The following is a 19,813-nucleotide window of genomic DNA, read 5'->3' as shown; positions in this document are numbered from 1 at the left end:
CCTCCCAGTTACAAAATAAAACATCAATGCAAAAGACCGGAAACCGATCAGCCTTGATACTATATCACACCGTTTTCTCATGAGCAACAGAATTACTCTTGACTGTAAATCGTTGTATTGGAACTAAGGGCAAATCTTTCCGTATCCGCCAATCCTGTCTATCAATAATTCTACCATCAAGAATAACAACTCTGCCCTGATCACTTTTTGATCGGATAAGGCGTCCAAGAGCTTGACGTAGAAACATTTTGGCCTGAGGGAGAATTACTGTTACAAAAGCTTTTCTTCCTTCCAATTCGTTTCTTGACTGTACAACTGGATCTTTCGGGTGAGGAAAGGGGATTCTGTCAATAATAACCTGGGTCAACCCTTCTCCCGGCACATCTACTCCTTCTCTGAAGGAAACACTCCCAATCAGCACGCTTGAAAGATCTGATCTGAAACGTTCAAGAAGTTCTGTTCGGGGTAATTCGTTCTGAACATACACTGTGTAAGGATGTTGGCTTCCCTTAAGCCAATTGCCCACCTTCTTAACAAGTCTCATGGAACTGAGGAGAATCAAAGAACTTCCCCCGTTGTCATTACAAAGACGTTCTACTACACGACAAACCCGCTCGTCATAGCCTTTTTCTATGACTTTCAGACCAAGATCCACCACGAGTATTTTCATTTGTTTTTCAAGATCAAAGGGAGACTCTAGGACATACGTATCTGTAGGGATAATTCCTGTTTCTCTCTTCCAAAAATCAAAAGATCCCTCTACTGTCATCGTAGCAGAGATTGCAAAGATCTTTTCTGCTTTTTGAGAAAGAATCCCCTCTGATACCTTATCCGAGCACAGGGTAGGTTCACTTACGAGGGCATCTCCTTCTCGCCAATACGCCCACTCAGGGAAATGGCCCACTGCTAAACACCACTGAAGAGAGTGGGAAAAAAGCCGAACCTCTTCTACCCATGCAAGGGCGAGAGCCAGAGGGCCGTCATCCACGTCATAAGGTTTCTCATTGCACAGCTCTTCAATAGAACGCAACATTTTTAAGGCCGTCTCTATATGTGAAGAAACCAGCAATCCGCAACGGTAAAGCTCTTCGTTACGAACAGGGATAAGCACTCCGTCGGCTATGGAAACCTCAAGAAGCTCAAAAAGTTTTCTTCCTTCTTCTTGGACTGAAGAAAGTTCGTCCCGCAACACACCTTGTTCTTCCTCTCGAGTTGAGAGGAACGATTCGGCAGTTGCGGCCCCTTTGCTTCTAAGAAGCCGAACCAGTTCTTCCCATGAAACCCTTACAGATGAAATCGACCGAGCTGCATCGACCATTCGGTGGGCCTCATCGCAGATCAACACATCAAAGTCCACAGGGAAGGTTCCCTTCCCGTTCATTACATAGGCAAAATACATATGATAATTTGAGACAATTACATCCCAATTCTGTGCTTTCTTTAAGGCCTTTTGAATAAAGCACCTATCACGATAAGGACAACGATGTCCAAGGCAGCCACGAACTTGCGCGGCAACTCTAGGAAATATTGGGAAATCGGAAGGAAGTTTTAACTCTGAAAGATCACCTGTTTGAGTTTTTTTCAGCCACTCAGAAAGGTATATGGAGGCGGCACCACTGTCTCCAAAAGAAAGAAAACCTTCATGTTCGAGTTCAAGGGCTCTTCTGACGCAAACATAGTTGCCCCTCCCCTTAAGAAGACCAAAGGAAACATCATATCCCAATAGCTCTTTAAGGCGGGGGAGGTCTTTTCGTATTAATTGTTCCTGAAGGGTAATTCCGGCTGTGAGAAAGAGGATCCTTTTCTCCTGAGGCAAGGCCCACTTCAAAGCAGGAGCCAACAGCGCAAAGGTTTTACCTATTCCAGTAGGAGCCTCAGCAACAAACACCGTATCTCTCTGTTCCATAAAGGAATCCCATACTTTTCGAGCTAAAAGAAGCTGGGGCTCTCTATATTCATAATCTTCAAAATTTTTTTCAAAAAGCCCTGAAGGGGCAAAAATTTTATCCATCGGATGCATCGGATGCATATTGCTGTTCATTTTACAACCTCTTCTCTATGGCGAAAGCATTGTTCTATTGCTAATATATCAGAGAGCATGTTAAAATGTGGTGCGTTTTATGGGAGGAGGTGAAGGAAATGCCCAATAAGAAATCCGCTGAAAAGAGAATGAGAACCAGTGAAAAGAATCGTCTCTACAATCGTTACTGGACAAGCCGATGCAAAACGGCTGCCAAGAGGGTTCTCGAAGCTGTTAATAATCAGGATGCCGAACTGGCTGGAAAACGGCTTCAAGTTGCCCAGAGCGTTATTGATAAAGCTGTTGTGAAGGGTGTTATGCACCGTAGCACTGGGGCTCGCCGTAAGTCGCTTCTTACCAACAAGGTAAAGGCCCTAGCGGGGGCAGCTCCTGAGAGCAGCCAGGAATAAAAGGCTTCCACCCATAAAAATTCTGAATTTTTTAGCTGAGCCAGGATAGGGATATCCACGACTCAGCTTTTTTCTTTTTTTATGCTGCCAAGCAAGCGAAGAACTATGGTTTCAAGGCCAGCCCAGCCTGCTCCGACGCCGGTTTTTTCCCCATAAGAAAGGCCAGCCAATTCCACTATGAAGGCAAAAAGGGTTTGTTTATCATAATTTTTTCTTGCTTCCGCAGCCATTTTACCTGCATAACTGCGAACCTTGAGCATCTCCAGTATATCTTTTTCTGAAAGAGATGGAAAAATATATTGATAAATAACTGGTTTTAAACGATTGTAAAGGGCCGTTACTAACATTAAAAACGGGACATCTTGATGAAGATGAGGGAAGAGGATCAAAATTTCTTTTTGATTTCCCTGACACACCCCATCAAGAAAACGAAGCATAGAGCTACGCCCCTCATCAAAAGAAAGTGCCCTAACCATTTCTGAAGTCACAGTCTGACCATCAGAAAAGGCTGCAATCTTTTCAATCTCGCTTCGCAGCTCTTCTCCATCTTCTATCCAGTCTATGAGCAAAGCAGCTGCCTCTTTTTCTAAATTTATGCGCCTGTCCCCACAAAAATTTAGGAGCCAACGCAGCCTGGCCGATGGCCAGAAAGGGATTTCTTCGGCCTTCAAAATTTCTGCTCGCTGGAGGGCCTCTTTAGGAATATATTTAGAGGGACTACCATCATAAACGAGAAGGACAAGGGAGGATTCTTCTACAGAATTGAAAAAGGTAATCATGGATTCCGGCAATACCCCTAGATTTTCTGCATTTTCAACAAGAAGCATTTGCTTCTCGCTAAAAAACACCCGGTTTTTTCCCAGTGATAGGATGTCTTGCCAGGAACCTCCTTCCTTGCGGCCACTAAGGCTATATCCCTGAATCGCATATTTTTGAAGGGTATCAGAAAGAAGACGCCTCTGAGAAACCTCAGAGGCGCTTATAATTACGATTTTGGGCACTACTCCTTCACCACCACATTCACCAGCTTATCAGGTACTACTATAACCTTAACAAGATCTTTCCCCTCTATGCGCTTCTGTATAGTGGGTTCGTTCAAGGTTTTTTGCTGCAACTCTTCTTTAGAGAGCCCCGCTGGCAAGTCTATCTTATGGCGAACTTTTCCATTTACCTGTATAACTACAGTCACAGAATCAAGGACAAGGGCTGATTCGTCTTTAATTGGCCATGCACTCAAAGCCAGCCGATTCTGATTTCCAAGCATCTGCCAAAGCTCTTCTGTTATATGAGGACAGAAAGGATTAAGGCACATAAGAAGAACTTCTACACCCTCACGAAGAAGACCCCAGTCTTTTTCATCCTTTGGTGAACATGAGTATATGCTATTTAACAACTCCATTAAACGAGCAACTGCCGTGTTAAACTGCCTTTCTTCCTGAATATCCCGGGTCACATCCTCAATTGTCTTATGTATCTTTCGTTTAAAATCTCGACGATCTTTATTGACAAGGGAGCCCATTTCAACCCTTTCCATTGAGGCGTTCTTGAGGCCCTCGAAATTTTCTTCAATATAGCGCCACACTCTATTTAAAAACCGATGTACCCCTTCTACTCCCTGTTCAGACCACTCAAGGTCATTTCCTGGAGGTGCGGCAAAAAGGATAAAGAGCCTTGCCGTATCAGCGCCAAACTTCTGAATAATCTCATCGGGATCCACTACATTGCCAAGGGATTTCGACATTTTGGCCCCATCTTTAATCACCATCCCTTGGGTAAGGAGATTAGAAAAGGGCTCCCTGGCATTACAAAGGCCCAGATCTGCAAAGACCTTGGTGAAGAAACGGGAATAGATTAGATGCATGCAAGCATGCTCTATTCCTCCAATATACTGATCTACAGGCATCCAGTAGTTTGCCAGGTCCGTTTCAAAGACTTTCTTGTCGTTACGGGGATCTACATATCTAAACTGGTACCATGATGAACAGATAAAGGTGTCCATGGTATCCACTTCTCGCCTGGCATGCCCTCCACAAACCGGACACGTGGTGTTAACCCAATCATCCGCCTCCGCGAGAGGAGAGCGTCCCCCCTCTTTAACGGTGAGATTTGTAGGCAACAAAACAGGAAGGTCCTTTTCCGGTACTGGAACCATACCGCAATGGGCACAATAAACGATAGGAATAGGAGCCCCCCAGTAACGCTGACGGGAAATAAGCCAGTCGCGAATACGGAAATTCACTTCTCGCGTACAAAAACCTTTTTCCTCACCCCAATCGAGCATTCGGCCAATAGCTTTCTGGGTGGGAAGTCCATTAAATTCTCCTGAATTGAAAGCTATGCCGTTATCCACAAAGGCCTCTGACATCGTATCCCCGTCGAGATGGTCCCCCTCGGCAGGTTGTATGACTGCAACCACAGGGATTTGGTATTTACGAGCAAAATCAAAGTCGCGTTCGTCATGGGCAGGCACACCCATAATTGCCCCGGTTCCATAGTCCATAAGAATATAGTTTGCAATCCATATAGGAACATCTTCGCCTGTAGCTGGGTTTGTGGCGTAAAACCCTGTGAAAACACCGTTCTTTTCCCCACCAACCGCTGTACGGTCTATTTCACTTTGGCTGATACATGTTTTTACAAAAGTTTCCAGTTCTTCTTTATTAGAAGCTTTTTCAAGAATCGTATCTACATGGGGATGCTCAGGAGCAAGGGCCAGGAAGGTCACGCCAAAGATCGTGTCGAAACGTGTGGTAAAGGTTTCAATTTCCTCTCCCAATTCCTTGGCGGTGAAGGTCAAACGAGCTCCTTCAGAACGGCCAATCCAATTTCTTTGCATAATACGCACTCGTTCCGGCCAGCCTGGAAGCTGATCGAGATCGTCAAGAAGTTCCTGAGCATAATCAGTAATACGGAAGAACCATTGCTCAAGTTTTTTCTTTACGACTGGAGAATTACACCGCCAGCATTTCCCTTCGCTATCAACTTGCTCATTAGCAAGAACCGTATTGCAACTTTCACACCAGTTAACAGGAGCTTTTTTACGATAGGCCAGCCCTTTCTTAAAAAACTGCAAAAAGATCCATTGGGTCCAGCGATAATAATCCGGGTTACATGTTTCAACCCGCCGATCCCAGTCGTAACTACAGCCCATTCTCTTGAGCTGGTCTGTCATTTGTTCAATATTTTTATGGGTCCACTCATGAGCTTGCACACCATACTTGAGAGCAGCGTTCTCTGCTGGGAGGCCAAAAGCATCAAACCCCATGGGATGAAGGACGTTGTACCCATTCATCCATAAGAACCGTGCCATCATGTCGCCGATGGAATAGTTCCGAAGATGTCCCATGTGAAGAGCCCCACTAGGATATGGGAACATCTCAAGGCAGTAAAACTTCTTCTTAGACGGATCTGCCTTTACTTTGAAAGTGTTCTCTTCCTCCCACACTTTCTGCCACTTTTGTTCGATAGAAAGAAAATCATAAGCCATACATCTGCCTCCTCGCACCAGATACCTCTGAAGTCATATCAGGGAATTATATCCCTCATATGTTATATGTGCAAAGTATCCTATTCTTTTTCCTCTTTTTCAAAGCGCTTAATAAAGGGCTTGATAATATCCATTGGCAGAGGGAAAAATGTGGTGGAATTCTTTTCACTCGCAATTTCTTTTAATGTTTGTAAATATCGAAGTTGTAATGTAACAGGAGAAACCTCCATTTGTTTTGCCGCATCGCTCAGTGTCTTGGCTGCCTGCAGTTCTCCCTCGGCATTAATTATTTTTGCCCGCCGTTCCCGTTCTGCCTCTGCCTGTTTAGCCATAGCCCGTTTCATCCCTTCAGGAAGTTCAAGCTCTTTAACTTCAACGGCACTGACCTTGATTCCCCATGAATCAGTTCTTTCATCAATAATTTTCTGAAGTTCGCTATTGATCTTTTCTCGTGAAGAGAGAACTTCATCTAATTCTGCTCCTCCGATGACAGAGCGCAGTGTCGTCTGGGAAAGCTGGCTCGTTGCCAACATATAATTTTCTACTTCAATTACTGAATTAGCAGGATCCATGACTCTAAAATAAACTACGGCATTCACTTTGATCGGCACATTATCCTTTGTTATGACCTCCTGGACGGGAACATCAAGGGTTACAATTCGAAGATCCACACGGATAACACGATCAACCACAGGAATAACTATCACAAGACCGGGCCCCTTTGCCCCTATAAGACGACCTAAACGAAATACCACAATTCTCTGATATTCAGGAACGATCTTGATAGCAGACATAAGGATCAAGATCAGAATGATAACAAACCCAAAGGAACTTCCCAAATTAAACAAGAAATACAAAAGCCCATCCAACATAATTATATACTCCCTCCTTCGTTAAGAACTTTTTCCCTATCTTCTTTCTCTACGAAAAGGACCAAACCTTCCACTCGCACAACCCGTACAGGTGTACCCTCAGGTAAGGTTTCTCCAGATTCTGTCCGGGCCTTCCACAGTTCACCATGACACTTGACGAGCCCTTCCGGTTGAAGGGCTTCTAGAACTTCTGCCTTATAGCCAATCAACCCTTCCTGTCCTGAGTAAACCTGTCGTTTCATAGACTTCCATATAAAAACGACGGCTATAATAAAGAAGAGAGAAAAAGCGACAGTCATTCCGATAATAACGCTTTTAGAGACACTCAAAAGCTCACCTCCCGGAGCGCGGAAAAGAATCAGCCCACCAGTGACAAGAGCTGCCATGCCAAAAAGGCTCAGTATACCTATACCACCTACAAGCAGATCGACAATAATAACAACAATGCCAGCTAAAAGCAGTATCAGGCCAGCCCAATTAAAAGGAAGCATTCTGAGTCCATAGGCCCCCATCAAAACCATTACAGCACCAGCTGTACCTAGAATAAATCCTCCAGGAGAAAGGACTTCCAGAACTATTGCAAAAATGCCGGCGGTCAACAAAAGATATGCCACATTAGGATCAGATAAAAGCTGCAGCATTCGTTCCCTTGGCGTCATTTCCACATTGATAATCTGATACGATTTGAGGGAGAGGACTCGTTTATCCCCACGCACATCCACTTTCCACCCCTCGAGATTCTCTAACAGTTCGTCAATATCTGCAGCCAAAAAATCAACGACTTTTTCTTTATGGGCCTCGTAAGCGGTAAGAGATAAACTTTCGGTAACCATTTTTTCAACAACTTCTGCGTTCCGGCCTCGAACCTGGGCAAGAGAACGCATATGGGCCGCTAGATCATTCGTAATCTTACGTTTCATCTCTTCATCGGGCACATCTTTTCCTGACGCGACAACTGGATGGGCAGCCCCAACGTTCGTCCCTGGCGCCATTACGGCCACATGGGCAGCCTGTAATAGAAAAGCCCCTGCTGATGCCGCCCTGGCCCCTTCTGGTGCAACCCACATGACCACTGGAAGAGGGGCATCGAGTAAAAACGATGTCATTGCCCGCATAGATGTAACAAGACCTCCCGGAGTGTCCATCGTAAACACAACAAGACCTGCCTTGTTTTGATAAGCTTCTTCAACAACACGCTTCATATATTCTTCCATGGTAATGCCCACACTCCCCAGCAAGGGGGTAACAATAACATTAGTAGCAGCAAAAGCCGCTTGTGAAAAAAGGGTAAAAACACTTAAACATATTATCAGAACAGATAGGTTTTTAACCTTCATGGCATCACCTCCTGTAGGGCATCTCGAATGTTCACTGCCCGACAGATACGTATCTCTTTCGGGAAATCCCCTTTCTGCTGATGACTTACAATAGCTTTTCTAAATCCCAGGCGCGCTGCTTCTCTAAGACGAGTCCCAATACGCCCTACCGGGCGAATCTCTCCAGCCAATCCAACTTCTCCTAAAAAACAACAGTCTGAAGGCAGAGAACACTCGTGAACAGAAGAAGCAAGCGCAACAGCAAGAGCCAAATCCGCACCAGGGTCTTTTACGACAAGGCCCCCCGCCACATTCAAATAGATATCAAACATGTTACACGTTGTCTTTGCTCTCTTTTCTAGCACAGCAGTGATAAGATGAACCTTATTAACATCAATACCACGAGACGTTCGCTTGGGATAGGGAAAAGTCGTAGCGCTGGCAAGGGCCTGAATTTCAGCCATGAGAGGAATAGATCCTTCCATTACGACTGTTACCGCTACCCCTGGCACACTTACATCCGCCTTATTCCAATAGAGACCACTTGGATCCTCCACAGCAATAAGCCCTTTTTCCGTCATTTCAAAGATACCAAGCTCATCAGTATTGCCATACCGATTCTTAGTTCCCCTGATCATTCTGTACGCTGACGTGTCTTCTCCAGAAAAAAGTAAAACTGCATCGACCATATGTTCTAAAAGCATGGGGCCTGCTATGCGTCCTTCCTTTGTAATATGGCCAACCACTACAAAGGGTATCCCAGTCTTTTTGGCGCTATCAATACATTGCTGAGCCACTGCTCGAACTTGAGACGGCGTGCCCGGCCAGCCATCTTCCAGGGATGACCTCATGGCCTGAACACTATCGAGAACAACAAATCCATGACCTTCCACATGACTTAGTGCCCCGTCGAGGTCTGTGTCACAAAAAAGATCAAGGTTATTATGAAGAGCTGAGAGACGTCTAGCTCTCAAGGCTACCTGAGAAGCCGATTCTTCCCCTGAGATATAAAGTACCCGTTCTCCTCGCGCTGCCATTGCTCCGCATACCTGCAAAAGAAGCGTTGACTTCCCAATACCAGGCTGGCCTCCGAGAAGCACTATCCCGCCAGATACCCAGCCGCCACCAAGAACACGGTCAAGCTCTGGAATCCCAGATGTAAAACGTTGCGGAGGCCTTACATCAATAATATTAACAGCCATCAAATCTGAAGAACGGGGCTTCTCACAGCCTGATTTAGCTATTTCCTCTTTCTCATAGGTTCCCCACATATCACAGGCAGAACAGCGCCCATTCCATGTTAGGCTTATGTTTCCGCAGTTTGAGCATACGTAGCGTACCATGTTCTTTTTAGCCATAGCTCATATTCCTTTCATAATGTGCCTAAATTGTATCCTTATTCTATTTTCATGTCGATACTTTACACTTCTAAAATATCATGATATCATGCCAACTAAATTTGATATCGCTCTAATAATTTATCATAGTAAAGGATGGCAATGATGCAATTCCTAAAAAAAGCATGCTCTTCTCAGAAAAGCATTTCTGATAATGTGAATACAACTGTTTCTCTCATTGTTAATCGTATCCGTGATGGAGGCTGGAAAGCAGTAGAAGAATACGCACTTGCCATCGACAGCTATAAGGGTGCATTTCGAGTCTCTCAGAATGAGATGGATGAGGCACTGCAACAACTTTCGCTAACCACAGTAAAGGCACTCAAAAGAGCTATTTGCAATGTGAGGACATTCCATCAGCGCCAGAAAAAAATGTTTGAACCTTTTTTCTGCTCTATTGAAGAGGGTGTAACCGCTGGACTTCGTTTTTTACCTGTAGAGCGAACTGCTGTTTACGTTCCTGCCGGACGCTACGCATTGCCAAGCACAGCTATTATGGGCGTAGTCCCGGCTCAGGAAGCTGGTGTCTCTGAAATAGTCCTTCTTTCCCCTCCTACTAAAGAAGGAAAGATTGCTTCTGTCATCGCTGCTACGGCTTCTCTTCTTGGGGTTTCAGAAGTATGGACCCTTGGAGGAGCTCATGGTATCGCTGCCATGGCCATGGGCGCCGGCCCCATTAGAAAGGTAGACATGATTGTGGGACCTGGAAATGCGTACGTCACAGAAGCCAAACGCATTCTTTCCGGGGAAGTTGGAATTGACGGGCTTGCTGGCCCAAGTGAAGTTCTTATTATTGCCGATGACAGTGCCAATCCTGCTTGGCTGGCTGCTGATATAGCGGCCCAATCAGAGCATGATCCCATGGCTGCAAGCACACTGCTTTGTACTGATAAAAAAATAGCAGCTCAGACCAGCAATGAGCTGAGTATCCTTTTGGAAACGCTGGAAACTGCTGAAACAATCAGGCAAGCATGGGAAAACAACGGTACTCTGGCAATATGCTCCCTTGAAGAAGCCATAAACGAAAGTAATGTACGCGCGCCAGAACATCTACAACTCTGCGTAAGAGCACCTGAAAAAGTTCTGGATAAATGTATGGCTTATGGCGCCGCATTTATTGGCGGTACAACTCCCGTACCCTTTGGAGACTATATAGGAGGAACAAATCACACCCTGCCTACTAATCGACGGGCACGCTTTGCCGGAGGACTATGGACCGGCACATTCCTTCGCCCCCTTACATCTCTTTGTATCGACAGCAAGGGAGCTGCTTCTCTAGCGGAAGACGGTATAAATCTTGCACAAATGGAAGGACTTAAGGCTCATAGTCTTGCCATGGCCCTTCGGAGGAATCTATCATGAACCGTCTACCCAGAGGATGTATGAATGTAGGGGGATCGTTGGCCACATCTATGGACCGTAGCAGAACACACTTCATGAAACTTTTTTCTTCCTTTGGCTACCATCCTTTCTGGCCATCAGCGTTACAACTCCTAGAGTCAGCATGGCCTCATCTTCCTGAAAATTATAGGCGACGCCTTATAGCGCTTACCACACCTTATGGGGAACCATCCTGCCTCAGAGCTGATATTACCCTGGCCGCAGTAGCTTTTCTTGCGTCTCACTATGCTCCTGAACAAAGACCCCTACGTTTATGTTACGCTGATAGAGTCTTTAAACGGGCTGAAAAGCATGAAAACCGAATAGAAAACTTTCAGGTAGGAGCTGAACTGCTAGGATGGGAAGGGGAGGGAGCAGACACAGAAATACTCTGGCTCTTGCTGCGCTGGCTTGATGAAATAGGCCTTGACAAAAGCATTCTTGTAATTGGAGATGTTACCTTTTTAAATTATGCCATGGCTCATGTTGGATCCGCAGCATCAAAGGGGCTTTCAAGCTGTTTGCTGGAAGGCAATTTATCTGGATACCGCTCCATTTTAGCAACTGCCGATATTCCAGAATATAGCCGCAACATATTAGAGCGCCTTCCCGATCTGAAAGGTGGAATAAAGGTTCTTGACGAAGCGGATATGCTCCTGGGATCTTCAGAACATCTTATGCCTCTTCATAATATTCTAAAGGCCCTTTCTGGCCTTGGCTATGAGAAACGCCTATGTGTAGATCTGAGCCTTGCCCGCGAACTCAATTATTATAGCGGACCAGTCTTTCGCCTTTATTCAAGTCCTCAAGGGCAGGAAATAGGGGGAGGAGGACGATATGATGGTCTGCTGAATAGTTATGGTCTAGAAGGACAAGCTATTGGATTTGCTGTGAATCTGGAAGAGACGTCTGCGCTCTCTATTCCCCCTGCAGAGCCCAGACGTGTTATGATCTGGAGTGCAAGCCTCTCCCCTGATGAAGCACTGAAACGTGCATGGACCATATTGTCTGTTGGCTTTGACGGAGAAATGAGCTGGAATAAGAACAGGGATCAATCCTATGAGTCAGCCCGGATGAGAGGATGCCAATGGTGGGTCGATTTGGAAAAAGAAACAGTAACACACCTGGAAACCGAAAAGATCATGGCTCTTTCCCAATGGATTAGGGAGGAGTATACGTGTTAACTCTTGCCCTCCCCACCGGTCGAGTTATGAAAGAAGCCATAGATCTGTGTGATAACATGGGATTACCTACGGCCGAGCTGCGAAAAGCGGGTCGCAGGCTCGTGGTGCAGGAAAATAATTACCGCTATATTCTTGCAAAGCCAACTGACGTACCCTTATATGTAAGTTATGGCGTTGCGGATCTGGCTCTTGTGGGAAATGACGTTCTTCAGGAAAGTGCCATCGATCTGGTGGAACTTGCAGACACAGAACGTGGGAAGTGCCGAATTGTGGTGGCTGGACCAGAGGAACTCCGCTCCATCTTTACAGGGCACCCATCTGAACTTATGTGGCTAAAAATAGCTACAAAATACCCACGTATCGCTGATATATATTTTTCTTCCCTTGGCGTTCAAGTAGAGATAATCCACCTCCACGGGTCTATAGAGCTGGCTCCTGCCCTAGGAATGGCCCATTGCATCCTCGATATTGTGCAGACAGGAACTACTCTTCAGGCAAACAAGCTTGTAGTACTACAGGAAGTTGCAAAGGTTTCTCTCCGTCTTGTAGCCAGTCGACAAAGCACTTCTCTGAGATGGCCCCAAATGTCAGAGCTTCTTCAAAGGATAGGACGACAGAAAGGTGTGGTAAAAGATGTCCACTGAACTTAGCAGGGAAAGTACTGAAACATCTATCAGTTTACAACTTTCTATTCCAGGGAAAGAACGCCACCTAGATATCCCTTGCGGCTTCCTTTGCCACATGCTTGATCTTTTTTTCTTTCATAGCGGCATTTCGGTGAAGATCACCGCTTCCGGCGATATTGAAGTAGATGCCCACCACCTTACTGAGGATCTTGGGATTCTTATAGGGCGGGCATTATTAAAAGAACTGGAAAGCCGACCCCTTGCCCGTTACGGCTGGTGTGCCATGCCCATGGACGGTTCCCTTGCTCTCGTAGCTGTAGATATAAGTGGTCGAGGACAGTTTGTCTGGGATGGCAGTTTTCTTTCTTCTTCATGCGGTACATTTGACCTGGAATTAATTCCTGAGTTCTGGCGGGCTTTTTGCAGAGAAAGCCATATAACGATTCATGGCCGCCTCCTTGCAGTGGATAACAGCCATCACGGAGCGGAAGCTCTTTTTAAAGGCATTGGGCGAGCCATGAAACAAGCTATTGCTTCAGAAGAAGAACTTCAGTCTACGAAGGGGGTTCTTACATGATCGGCATTATTGATTATGGAGCTGGAAATGTAGGAAATGTCCAACGAGCCCTATCTTTTCATAATGAGCGATCCACAATCCTTCGTTGTCCTGATCAGATCAATAACAGCATAGAACTTTTAATACTCCCGGGAGTAGGCGCCTTCGCTCCTGCCATGAGTGCTCTGGAGAAAGAAGGCTGGCCCTTCTTTCTTTCTCAATGGGTTGAAAAGGGGCATCCTCTGCTCGGAATATGCCTCGGGCTGCATCTCCTCTGTGAAGGAGGGGAAGAAGGTGGATATCTCAAGGGATTAGGCCTTTTAGAAGGGGTTGTCCGGCATCTTGGAACTCAAAAATGTCCCCACATGGGGTGGAACTCTCTAGAATGGATCCGTTCTGCCCAGGGCCTTGAAAAAAGTTGTCATAGTAATGACTACTTTTATTTCGTACATAGCTACGGCCTCCCTCAAACTAATGATACCGTAGCTATTGCAAGAGTAGAAGAACGGGAGGTTTCTGCCATATGTCTTCGTGATTCTGTCGCCGCCTTTCAGTTTCACCCAGAGAGAAGTGGCTCAGCGGGACTCTCCATACTTAAAGGCGCTATTGATCTTTTACGGAGGCATTCATAATGATCCTTTATCCGGCTATCGATCTCTATAAAGGGAAAATCGTCCGTTTAAAACAGGGAGACTTCAATCAGCGTACTGACTACGCTCTTGCTCCCATAACAGCAGCAAAGGCTTTCCTCAGAACTGGCAGTTCATGGGTCCACATTATTGATCTGGAAGGAGCGCAAGCAGGGCATCCGGCCCACCTTCAAGTGATCGAACCCTTAAAGAACCTTGGCCTTATGGTTCAATACGGAGGAGGCTTGCGGTCTCTTCAAAATGTGGAAGAAGGTTTTAGAGCGGGTGCGAATCGTCTATATGTAGGCAGCCTCCTCGCAGAAAATAGAGAAATTGCCCCCGAACTTTTCTCTTTATGGGGAGACAGGATCATTCCAGCTGTTGATATTAAAGATAGCAAAGTAGCTGTCAAAGGGTGGACTTGCACTTCTTCCTCCTCTCCCCTGGCCTATCTTTCTTTTTTATATTCAGCTGGGTACAGGACTGTCCTTGTTACATCTGTAAATAGAGACGGAACAGGGTTGGGACCGGATCTTTCCCTCTACTCCAAACTATCACTGGAATTCCCAGGTTTTTCTATTATTGCAGCGGGGGGCATATCTTCAATAAAAGAACTGGAAGACCTCCGGGCTTTAAACATTGCTGGAGCAGTGCTTGGAAAAGTGTTGTATGAAAAAGATTTTAATCTGTGCGAAGCATTGAAGAGGGTGATGTCATGTTAACAAAAAGAATTATTCCCTGTCTGGATGTAAAAAACGGACGGGTTGTAACTGGAATAAATTTTGTAAATCTTAAAGATACAGGCAACCCCGCAGAAATGGCATTGCGTTACATGGAGGAACAGGCCGACGAGCTTGTCTTTCTTGACATCTCCGCATCTGTAGAAAGACGTTGCACCATGAAAAGCTGGGTAAAAGAGGTGGCTGACCGTATCTTTATTCCTTTCACCGTAGGCGGAGGCATCTCTTCTGCAGAACAGGCTCGGGAAATTATTGCCCTTGGAGCAGACAAGATTGCCCTCAACACCGCCGCAGTTAAAAATCCCGAAATAATCGAAGAATGTGCCGCACTGCTGGGACGACAGGCTATTGTTCTTGCTATTGATGTAAAAGAGGTGAAACCGGGCCGCTGGGAAGTTTATATTGAGGGGGGACAAACACACACTGGGATTGATGCTCTTCAATGGATTCGTCAGGGTGTAGACCTGGGATGTGGGGAAATTCTGCTCACATCCATGGATCGTGACGGTACCAAAATAGGTTACGACATCCCTCTTCTCTCGCAGGTCGCAACTATGGTTCCTGTCCCCATAATAGCGTCGGGAGGAGCGGGTACGAAAGAACATATCCTCGAAGCTTTTAACGTTGGTTGCGATGGAGCTTTGGCCGCATCCATCTTCCATTTTGGAATTATAGCCATACCCGACCTTAAAAAGTGGCTGAAAGAGCAGCATATTGCCATACGTTACCTGGAGGCATAAGCCATGATTGATTACACTAACATCAACTTCGATGAAAAGGGACTCATTCCCGTAGTGGTGCAAGATGGAGAAAGTGGAGAGGTCCTTATGGTAGCCTATGCAAATCGTCAATCCCTTGAGGAAACAGAAAAAAGAAAAGAAATGGTCTTTTGGAGCCGTTCCCGACAGTTACTTTGGCACAAAGGAGAGACAAGTGGCAATACATTGAAAGTCATGGAATTACGTCTAGATTGTGATGGGGATGCTATCCTGGCCGTAGTCGAGCCAGCAGGTCCCGCATGCCATACAGGTGAGGTGTCATGTTTTTTCCGCACACTTACAGAGAAAATGCCCGGGAAGGCAACATTCCCTGGCCAACTTTGGAAATATCTGAAAGAACGTCAGCATCATAACCCCAAAGAAAGCTACACTGCCAGTTTAATTCAATCGGGCCCCAAAAGGGCAGCACAAAAAATAGGGGAAGAGGGAGTGGAAACTGCTCTAGCTATTGCTGTCGGTGAAAGAGATGAAGTGATCTATGAGGCAGCAGATCTAGTGTATCATTTGATGGTCGGCCTTCTCTCATCTGGCGTTTCTCTGCAGGAAATCTGGGCCGAATTAGAAAAACGCCATTCCAGTCATTAGAAATAATTGGGCCAGGGACCAATTACACATCGGCCATCTTCTTTTCTGATAGCTTTTGCAATTTCATCGAAAGTAGGTTCCACCAGAAGAAAGACAGAACAGTTTTCTACACAGAGACTTCTCAGCCAATGGGAGTCCGAGGAACGGATGAATGTCCATTCCGGATATTCCTCTCGCAAAACCTCGACTTCTTCTGAGGAACATCGCCAGGAGATCTCAAGGGCATCGGCAGGAAAGGAGGAAGGGATTGGCCCTAGTACTGCCGTATAGGAAAAAGATGGCCTGTCAATATGGGCGAGGATCACAAGGCCTCCCCTTCCCTTCGCTTCGAGGGCCACTTCATCAACAGAATATCCCACTCCCTGGACAAGTAATATTTCCTCTTCGTCAAGAATGTCGTCCTTCTCGGAAATCACCAATTGATCACCAAACACCTCCGGGCGGTTTCTAAGGCCTGGCATACGCTCCCACAGCCACCGTTGATAATCTGAGGCAACCTGGCAATCTCTGAAAAGGGTGACTATATGTATATCTTCTGCCGTTTGAACTTCAAGACCAGGGATCACTACTGGGCTCCCACCTGCAGCCTTTGTAATAGCAGGCACGTTCAGAGCAGAATTATGATCGGTAATGGCAATGATCTGAATTCCTTCCTGCCGCGCTTTTGATACAATATCATGGGCTCCCATTTCAAGTTCGCCACAAGGGGATAGCACCGTATGGATGTGAAGGTCTACATAATAAGGCCTTAACTTCAACTTCGTATCACAAAGCACGTAGGCCCATTTCATAAAGCCGTCCACAAATTTCATATACAGAAAGGGACGAACTGGCGAGGGTCAGATCTTCTTCCTTGCAGCGTTCTATAAGATCTTCTGCCGGCCTGCGGCCTCCCGCAAGAATAATAAAAGGAACATCCTTTAGCACGGCAACTGCAGCGATGTTCAAATGGGTCTGAATAGTGATCCATACCCATTTTTCCCTTGCTGAAGCCATAATAAAACTGAGCAAGTCACCCGCAAGAGCACCGCTGATCTCTATTTCTGGTCGCCCAAGGGACACAACTTCAAGCTCCAGGCTGTCAATAATGAACTGAATATTCACACTCCTTCCCCCCTTTTATGATCTATGATCCGTAGGCATGAGGCACTTTCCCCGAAAGTTCCGAGATCTCCTTGCTCAAATCATGGATCCGTTCTCTAAGTTTAAAAATGCAGTCTGTCATTTCTCCTTTGCCTCGCACAATATCCTCAGCCATAGCTCGACAGGAAGGTCGTCCGCAAGAACCACAATCAATGTGAGGCAACTCAGCGTAAATAGCATTCATTTCCTTAAGCTTCGCCATTGCTTCTCCCAAATCACTGGAAAGTGGGAGACGCTGTTTCGGTTGAATGGCCTGTTCTAGCTCCCATACGCCTTTCTTATGCCATTTTTCAATGTGAGTCTTTTCCTCATCTGTCACTTTCCAATCTACTTTCATTGCGTCAATACGAAGGCGGGATAAAAAACGGGATTCATGGGTCCCTACCCCTCCAATACATCCAAGGTCACAGGCCCTGCACTCTACATAATCCACTCCTCGCAACCTTCCTAATTCAAGCTCTGTCAGGAGGTCTATAGTATTCCTCAAACCGGAAACGGAAACCGTGCGAAGAGGACGGCGGGCAAAAGAAGAAATATGGCGAGATTCACCGCCAGTAATAGACCACTTAATCCATCGATCATTGATCTTATGGGATTCTTCACCAGACATTTTAGGGCTTCCCGCCAAAATATCATGAACTACCCGTCTTATTGAAACAGAGTAGGCTATAGAACTGAGTTCGCGCCCTACAGGATTTCGAACGAGGGTTGTTTTTGCTGGACATGGCGAAATGAGAGTCAGTTCATCTTTTCGGCCAGTCACTTGGCGCCAGATAATAACACTTGATTCCAGTGGGGATTCTACGGGGACAAGACGACCTATAAGCTCTGGAAAATTTATCTGTATCAGACGAATAACTGCTGGGCAATAGGTAGAGATAAAGGGGAGATGCTCTTGTCTTTCTGATTCCACAAGGCGCGCAATAGCATATGCCGCTACATCAAAAGCTAATGCTTCACAGTCGAGGATATCCTCCATTTCCGTTGCATGAAGAGCTTCTTTCATGAGAAAGGGCGATCCGTAGGACCCTATCTGGACATAAAAACAAGGATCAGCAATGAGAACAAGTTTTTTTTGGGATCTCAGAAGCTCCCATTCATCTTCATTGAGTATGATAGCCTTTTCTTTGCATTTACGAATGCATTCTCCGCAATCTATGCAAAGATCAGAGATAATGTGCACACATCCAGTCAACACTCGCATTGCCTCCGTGGGACATGTCTTTATACAATTGGCACAGCCGCGGCATCGAACTTCCTGTACTCTTACCCCTCCAGCCATGAGCTTACCTCCTACTCTTTTTGAAAGAAAATAGTCGCGCTCAAAACCGTCCCTTTCCCTACTGCAGAATCAATGGACATTTCATCAGAATGTCGTTTAATATTAGGCAATCCCATACCAGCACCAAAGCCTAGCTCTCGTATTTCATCTGTAGCAGTGGAGTATCCTTCCTGCATAGCAAGATCTATATCAGCTATTCCTGGCCCCCTGTCAATAGCCCACACCTCAAGTTTGTCTGTATAAACTACAAGGCGTATAACACCACCGCCACCGTGGAGAACCAGGTTCATTTCCGATTCGTAAGCCACAATAGATGCCCTGCGGGCCACTATAGAGGGAATACCTAACATTTTCATTGCTGCCTTGAATTGGGTAGATGCCTCACCTATAGTGCTAAAGTCACGGCCTGCCACTACATATTCTTCAATATATGGTTCATTCACAACTTACACCTCTCTCGCCGGGATATTGCACGGCAACACTCCTTCTCTGAAAAGAACACCGCAGGTCTCAAACATGCTAGAGTGACTTAGTATCACTGGCATGCCTAATTGGGATGCCAGCTTGATAGCAGGCTCCTGGGGGCGCTTCCCCCGAACAAAGACCACCGCTGGAATATCAAGCATTTGGGCCGTTCGAATTATTTGGACATTCGTAAGCCCAGTAAGCAAAAGAGAACCTGGTCGCGCAAAGGCTAAGACGTCACTCATCAAATCTGCACCATAAGCATACTCTATCTCGATAGAATCGAGCAGTTCTTCACCATATAGAACGTCTCCATTAATATGTTCTACCACTTCGCGGAGCTTCATCCTCAGACCCCCTAGTTAACCATTTCTTCTACTCTACAGCCGTCGCTTTATCCCGTCCTATCGCTTATATCCTATAATGTCGCGCAATAACCCTTTCCGCGCTGCTATATGATCGTCACCTTCTACCCCTTTTGGAAGAAAACCATCTATGACCCCCGCAACTCCACGCCCCTGGTGAGACTCACAGATAACAACCTGAATGGGGTTAGCGGTTGCAGCAAAAACATGACATACCTCCTGACAATTCTTAATACGATCCAGAACATTAATAGGATAACCATTTCTCAAAACTATTATAAAGGTATGCCCCGCACTCAATCTTTGAATGTTTTCTACGGCTATTTTCTTAAGGTCTTCTGCATTTCCGTCGTGCCGTATAAGACAGTCTCCAGAAGCTTCACAGAAAGCGATGCCAAACTGAAGGGAAGAAGAAGCTGTGATAAGGGCTTCGTATAGGTCTTCAATGGTTTTAATAAAATGGCTTTGCCCCAGAATAATATTACAATCCTCTGGAAATTCCATTTGTTCAAGAACCCATTTTTTAATCTCAGCCATGAGTATCCTCCTTATTAATTATGGTCGGAGAGTTAATTAT

At 45.8% G+C, this 19,813-nt stretch carries 21 protein-coding genes; 9 read left to right on the top strand and 12 right to left on the bottom strand.

The window, feature by feature from the left end; genetic code table 11:
- Window positions 1-64 precede the first annotated feature (64 nt).
- On the bottom strand, window positions 65-2,041 hold the full coding sequence (locus B2U56_RS02880) for an ATP-dependent DNA helicase (protein WP_286952174.1): 1,977 nt from the start codon (window positions 2,039-2,041) through the stop codon (window positions 65-67).
- 98 nt (window positions 2,042-2,139) lie between these two features.
- On the opposite strand from B2U56_RS02880, the gene rpsT reads away from it, so the two are divergent.
- Window positions 2,140-2,430, top strand: a complete 291-nt coding sequence (gene rpsT, locus B2U56_RS02875; RefSeq protein WP_013048091.1) for a 30S ribosomal protein S20 — start codon at window positions 2,140-2,142, stop codon at window positions 2,428-2,430.
- Between the two features lie 62 nt (window positions 2,431-2,492).
- Here rpsT and holA read toward each other — a convergent pair whose 3' ends face one another.
- The 5 genes from holA to radA all read right to left on the bottom strand — a co-directional run bounded on the left by holA (window position 2,493) and on the right by radA (window position 9,463).
- Window positions 2,493-3,431, bottom strand: coding sequence for a DNA polymerase III subunit delta (holA, locus tag B2U56_RS02870; protein WP_286952171.1), 939 nt, complete (start codon window positions 3,429-3,431; stop codon window positions 2,493-2,495).
- Window positions 3,431-5,917: a leucine--tRNA ligase gene (leuS, locus tag B2U56_RS02865; RefSeq protein WP_286952169.1), complete on the bottom strand. Its 2,487-nt coding sequence runs from the start codon at window positions 5,915-5,917 to the stop codon at window positions 3,431-3,433. Before leuS ends, holA begins: the two co-directional genes overlap by 1 nt.
- An 80-nt stretch (window positions 5,918-5,997) precedes the next feature.
- On the bottom strand, window positions 5,998-6,789 hold the full coding sequence (locus B2U56_RS02860) for a slipin family protein (protein ID WP_013048088.1): 792 nt from the start codon (window positions 6,787-6,789) through the stop codon (window positions 5,998-6,000).
- A 2-nt stretch (window positions 6,790-6,791) separates the two neighbouring features.
- Window positions 6,792-8,126: an NfeD family protein gene (locus tag B2U56_RS02855; protein WP_286952168.1), complete on the bottom strand. Its 1,335-nt coding sequence runs from the start codon at window positions 8,124-8,126 to the stop codon at window positions 6,792-6,794.
- Complete coding sequence (gene radA, locus B2U56_RS02850) at window positions 8,123-9,463, bottom strand: DNA repair protein RadA (RefSeq protein ID WP_286952167.1); 1,341 nt, start codon at window positions 9,461-9,463, stop codon at window positions 8,123-8,125. Before radA ends, B2U56_RS02855 begins: the two co-directional genes overlap by 4 nt.
- Window positions 9,464-9,604: 141 nt before the next feature.
- Here radA and hisD point away from each other — a divergent pair, with 141 nt between their 5' ends.
- Genes hisD through hisIE form a run of 8 tightly spaced genes read left to right on the top strand, consistent with a single transcriptional unit; the run spans window position 9,605 to window position 15,981 of the window.
- Window positions 9,605-10,864, top strand: coding sequence for a histidinol dehydrogenase (gene hisD, locus B2U56_RS02845; RefSeq protein ID WP_286952165.1), 1,260 nt, complete (start codon window positions 9,605-9,607; stop codon window positions 10,862-10,864).
- The gene (locus B2U56_RS02840) at window positions 10,861-12,066 is read left to right on the top strand and encodes an ATP phosphoribosyltransferase regulatory subunit (protein WP_286952164.1); all 1,206 of its coding nucleotides are present in this window, start codon (window positions 10,861-10,863) and stop codon (window positions 12,064-12,066) included. The genes hisD and B2U56_RS02840 overlap by 4 nt, the downstream gene beginning before the upstream one ends.
- A complete protein-coding gene (gene hisG, locus B2U56_RS02835; protein WP_013048083.1) occupies window positions 12,060-12,710 on the top strand; it encodes an ATP phosphoribosyltransferase in 651 nt (216 codons plus the stop codon). Before B2U56_RS02840 ends, hisG begins: the two co-directional genes overlap by 7 nt.
- Complete coding sequence (locus B2U56_RS02830; RefSeq protein ID WP_286952162.1) at window positions 12,700-13,269, top strand: imidazoleglycerol-phosphate dehydratase; 570 nt, start codon at window positions 12,700-12,702, stop codon at window positions 13,267-13,269. The genes hisG and B2U56_RS02830 overlap by 11 nt, the downstream gene beginning before the upstream one ends.
- Entirely contained in the window at window positions 13,266-13,880 is a 615-nt protein-coding gene (hisH, locus tag B2U56_RS02825; RefSeq protein WP_286952160.1) for an imidazole glycerol phosphate synthase subunit HisH, read from the top strand. The genes B2U56_RS02830 and hisH overlap by 4 nt, the downstream gene beginning before the upstream one ends.
- A complete protein-coding gene (locus tag B2U56_RS02820) occupies window positions 13,880-14,599 on the top strand; it encodes a 1-(5-phosphoribosyl)-5-[(5-phosphoribosylamino)methylideneamino] imidazole-4-carboxamide isomerase (protein WP_286952158.1) in 720 nt (239 codons plus the stop codon). Before hisH ends, B2U56_RS02820 begins: the two co-directional genes overlap by 1 nt.
- Entirely contained in the window at window positions 14,593-15,357 is a 765-nt protein-coding gene (hisF, locus tag B2U56_RS02815; RefSeq protein ID WP_286952156.1) for an imidazole glycerol phosphate synthase subunit HisF, read from the top strand. The genes B2U56_RS02820 and hisF overlap by 7 nt, the downstream gene beginning before the upstream one ends.
- A 3-nt stretch (window positions 15,358-15,360) precedes the next feature.
- Window positions 15,361-15,981 carry a bifunctional phosphoribosyl-AMP cyclohydrolase/phosphoribosyl-ATP diphosphatase HisIE gene (hisIE, locus tag B2U56_RS02810; protein WP_286952154.1) on the top strand — a complete coding sequence of 207 codons (621 nt, stop codon included), beginning with the start codon at window positions 15,361-15,363 and terminating at the stop codon, window positions 15,979-15,981.
- Here the strand turns inward: hisIE and B2U56_RS02805 are convergent.
- Genes B2U56_RS02805 through B2U56_RS02780 form a run of 6 tightly spaced genes read right to left on the bottom strand, consistent with a single transcriptional unit; the run spans window position 15,978 to window position 19,773 of the window.
- Window positions 15,978-16,772, bottom strand: a complete 795-nt coding sequence (locus B2U56_RS02805) for a PHP domain-containing protein (protein WP_286952152.1) — start codon at window positions 16,770-16,772, stop codon at window positions 15,978-15,980. The two genes, hisIE and B2U56_RS02805, sit on opposite strands and share 4 nt — an antisense overlap.
- Window positions 16,747-17,085: a serine kinase gene (locus B2U56_RS02800; protein WP_286952150.1), complete on the bottom strand. Its 339-nt coding sequence runs from the start codon at window positions 17,083-17,085 to the stop codon at window positions 16,747-16,749. The genes B2U56_RS02805 and B2U56_RS02800 overlap by 26 nt, the downstream gene beginning before the upstream one ends.
- A gap of 22 nt (window positions 17,086-17,107) precedes the next feature.
- Entirely contained in the window at window positions 17,108-18,406 is a 1,299-nt protein-coding gene (locus tag B2U56_RS02795; protein WP_286952149.1) for a [Fe-Fe] hydrogenase large subunit C-terminal domain-containing protein, read from the bottom strand.
- An 11-nt stretch (window positions 18,407-18,417) separates the two neighbouring features.
- Window positions 18,418-18,849: an ATP-binding protein gene (locus tag B2U56_RS02790; RefSeq protein ID WP_286952147.1), complete on the bottom strand. Its 432-nt coding sequence runs from the start codon at window positions 18,847-18,849 to the stop codon at window positions 18,418-18,420.
- 3 nt (window positions 18,850-18,852) lie between these two features.
- Window positions 18,853-19,218, bottom strand: coding sequence for a DRTGG domain-containing protein (locus tag B2U56_RS02785; protein ID WP_286952145.1), 366 nt, complete (start codon window positions 19,216-19,218; stop codon window positions 18,853-18,855).
- 57 nt (window positions 19,219-19,275) lie between these two features.
- The gene (locus B2U56_RS02780) at window positions 19,276-19,773 is read right to left on the bottom strand and encodes an adenosine-specific kinase (protein ID WP_286952143.1); all 498 of its coding nucleotides are present in this window, start codon (window positions 19,771-19,773) and stop codon (window positions 19,276-19,278) included.
- Window positions 19,774-19,813: the final 40 nt, after the last annotated feature.

It is taken from the genome of Aminobacterium sp. UBA4987 (assembly GCF_002396985.1).
Taxonomy (GTDB): domain Bacteria; phylum Synergistota; class Synergistia; order Synergistales; family Aminobacteriaceae; genus Aminobacterium; species Aminobacterium colombiense.
This window is presented reverse-complemented; position numbering and strand designations above follow the sequence as displayed.

Bases quoted from the DNA above. Each gene is read 5' to 3' on its own strand.
- B2U56_RS02780 (WP_286952143.1), bottom strand. From the start codon at position 19,773: ATGGCTGAGATTAAAAAATGGGTTCTTGAACAAATGGAATTTCCAGAG.
- hisF (WP_286952156.1), top strand. From the start codon at position 14,593: ATGTTAACAAAAAGAATTATTCCCTGTCTGGATGTAAAAAACGGACGG.
- B2U56_RS02860 (WP_013048088.1), bottom strand. From the start codon at position 6,789: ATGTTGGATGGGCTTTTGTATTTCTTGTTTAATTTGGGAAGTTCCTTT.
- B2U56_RS02805 (WP_286952152.1), bottom strand. From the start codon at position 16,772: ATGAAATGGGCCTACGTGCTTTGTGATACGAAGTTGAAGTTAAGGCCT.
- B2U56_RS02830 (WP_286952162.1), top strand. From the start codon at position 12,700: ATGTCCACTGAACTTAGCAGGGAAAGTACTGAAACATCTATCAGTTTA.
- B2U56_RS02785 (WP_286952145.1), bottom strand. From the start codon at position 19,218: ATGAAGCTCCGCGAAGTGGTAGAACATATTAATGGAGACGTTCTATAT.
- B2U56_RS02820 (WP_286952158.1), top strand. From the start codon at position 13,880: ATGATCCTTTATCCGGCTATCGATCTCTATAAAGGGAAAATCGTCCGT.
- leuS (WP_286952169.1), bottom strand. From the start codon at position 5,917: ATGGCTTATGATTTTCTTTCTATCGAACAAAAGTGGCAGAAAGTGTGG.
- hisH (WP_286952160.1), top strand. From the start codon at position 13,266: ATGATCGGCATTATTGATTATGGAGCTGGAAATGTAGGAAATGTCCAA.
- B2U56_RS02840 (WP_286952164.1), top strand. From the start codon at position 10,861: ATGAACCGTCTACCCAGAGGATGTATGAATGTAGGGGGATCGTTGGCC.
- rpsT (WP_013048091.1), top strand. From the start codon at position 2,140: ATGCCCAATAAGAAATCCGCTGAAAAGAGAATGAGAACCAGTGAAAAG.
- radA (WP_286952167.1), bottom strand. From the start codon at position 9,463: ATGGCTAAAAAGAACATGGTACGCTACGTATGCTCAAACTGCGGAAAC.
- B2U56_RS02880 (WP_286952174.1), bottom strand. From the start codon at position 2,041: ATGAACAGCAATATGCATCCGATGCATCCGATGGATAAAATTTTTGCC.
- B2U56_RS02855 (WP_286952168.1), bottom strand. From the start codon at position 8,126: ATGAAGGTTAAAAACCTATCTGTTCTGATAATATGTTTAAGTGTTTTT.
- hisD (WP_286952165.1), top strand. From the start codon at position 9,605: ATGATGCAATTCCTAAAAAAAGCATGCTCTTCTCAGAAAAGCATTTCT.
- B2U56_RS02795 (WP_286952149.1), bottom strand. From the start codon at position 18,406: ATGGCTGGAGGGGTAAGAGTACAGGAAGTTCGATGCCGCGGCTGTGCC.
- hisIE (WP_286952154.1), top strand. From the start codon at position 15,361: ATGATTGATTACACTAACATCAACTTCGATGAAAAGGGACTCATTCCC.